Genomic DNA, 2,440 nt, shown 5'->3' with positions numbered 1-2,440 from the left:
AAACGCTTTACAGTTGGCACGATGGCGGTATTGTTTCTATAACTAAAAGTGCCAAAACTACAGCCGACAACCTTAATAATCCATTGATCAATCTTAATGAAGAAATACAAAGATTGGAAAAGTTGCTTAAGAGTAAAAAATTCATATTTAAAAAACAAAGTAAGCATTATGATCTTTTATCTGACACTCTTGATGTTTTTCGTGAAGTACGAGAAAATGAATTGGGTCTCCACCATTCTGAATTAAAGGCATTAAAGTTGGATTTTTATGAGCATTTAGACAGAAACCCAAATTCAGAAATTATAGGAGAATTAAACAGGATAAACGCTGTTTTGAAAGATCTTGTTACTGACATTGAAGCTCAAAATCTGAGAAGAGCAGAGCGCTCCGTGCTACTTGCGCGTGAAAAATACGAAGTAGACAAAGTTCTGGAAATTGACGATAAAGTTAAAGAATTAAAGAAGACGCATGAGCGGTTCTTGGAACTTGCAAGTCGCAGTAAAATGCGTGAACAATTAAAACACGACATATCGGCTATAGAATATGAGATTCAAGTGGCTAAGGAGTCCCAAGCTAAATTTGAGAAATGGGATGTAAGAAAAGTAAAGCAGGGCAACATTACAGATCCATTTGTAGGATACAAACGCCAAATTATTATGACAACAGAAAATGACCCTGTCTTAATTCAAAGTACATCGCAACTGGCAGAAAAATATCCAGACAATACAACTATTGTCCATATGGATAAAAATGGTAATTACAAAGTTGTACATGGACTTAAATTAGATGAAATACCAAAAGGTGATCTTAAGGTTTTGATTAATGCACATGGTAATTCAGGAGGTATTAAAAACAGAAGTATTGAGGAGATTGCCGAACATATCAGTATTATAGATCGGGCTATTGGTGAGGATTCTAACGTGAAGAAAGTCAGTTTGGTTGCCTGTAGTTTAGGGGGTGACTATGTAGAAAGACTTCTACCTGAGTTGCGAAAAAAGGGGGTAAGCAACACCAAAGTAAGTGTCAGACTTGCCGGTATATCAGTTCTTTCAGGTGGTAGAAAAATTATAACAAATTCAGTAGGAAGTGTTGCTGGAAAATATCGCTCCAGCGTCCTTAAAAAAACTTATGCGTTTAATGAAAAAGGTGAAATAATCCTTGTGGATTCTTATACAGACGAGCATTATGATGTTACCCTTTCTATTGATAAAGATGGAAGTCCAAAAATAGAACGCATTTACGGCAATCAACGCCTTAGTGAATTAAAAGGTGCGTTAAAAGTTTTCGTTAAAGCCGAAGGTTGGGATGAAACTGAAAAAATGTTACATCAATTTAAAGATATACTGCCTTCAGGTGCCTCCATAGCACATCTCAACATCAAAACACCAAAAGGTACCGACTGGTTTGCTCAGGGTAATGCGTTGCAACAAACGCAAAATTTAGATAATCTTGGTGGACGCCTTAATGCAAGTGTTGTGGTGTACTCTGACTCTGAAGACGCCCAAGTATCGTTAGTTATTCGCGATAGAGATTCCAGAGTAAGAATAGTCAAGGGTAGCATACGCTTTATGAAGGAGCCTTTGCTATCAAAAAATGTAATGCAAATGACAGAATGCGGAGGATCAAAACCAAAGCAACAACACTTAGCATTTCTAGGTGATGATTTTGATGCTGACATTCATGTAAAAATTGTGCATCAGGGTATAAATCAGGTTCCTACGACAAGGGAGACTTTGGAAAACTTAGAAATTATATCTCAAGTTACCCAGCAACCTATTGCGGATATAGACATTATAGTACCTACTACAAAAAATCCTAATCATTATTTGAAACTGGTTAAAGCACTATCTAACAAATATAAAGTTACCGTTACAGTGCGTAAAAAAACGGGAAACACTGCATCCGTAGAATGGCTATCAAAAACACCTCTAGACTCAGATGTGACTATACATGCCCCTATACATCTAGCAGAAACCCAACCCCACAATGACCAAAAACTCCAAGACTGGGACACCCAAAACCAAGAACAAATCAACAAACTAAAAGCAGAATCCCAAAAAACCAAACCTGATTTAGTCAATCATAATCATCAGATTCTATTCCAAACTGAAAATGAAGCTAATGTCAAAGACAGCACGCTTAAACTTGCCCTGAAGCACCCAACAAAAACCACCATCGTACAAATGCAAAAAGACGGCACTTACCGAGTGGTTTACGGCACTGACCTTGATAAAATAACAGGCAGCGTTAAATTATCCGTGGTAGGTTACGGCAGAAAAACACAAGAGGGAGGCGACACACTGGGTGGTAGAAGCACGCAGGAGTTAAGCGCAAATATCACCAAACTCAATCAAGCATTAACAGACGATGCAACAATAAGACATATCAGTTTAGTCGGTTGCAACCTAGACAACCCAACTGATAATAGCACCAGTACTTA

General features: G+C 37.6%; 1 protein-coding gene. It reads left to right on the top strand.

Annotation, left to right across the window (positions count from 1 at the left end; all coding sequences use genetic code 11):
• The coding region (locus BBROOKSOX_RS10040) for a C80 family cysteine peptidase (RefSeq protein WP_139661596.1) at nucleotides 1–2,440 on the top strand (2,440 nt) is incomplete at both ends.

It is taken from the genome of bacterium endosymbiont of Bathymodiolus sp. 5 South (genome assembly GCF_900128535.1).
GTDB lineage: Bacteria > Pseudomonadota > Gammaproteobacteria > PS1 > Pseudothioglobaceae > Thiodubiliella.
The sequence above is the reverse complement of the archived record's forward strand: the minus strand, read 5'-3'. Positions and strand labels throughout refer to the sequence as shown.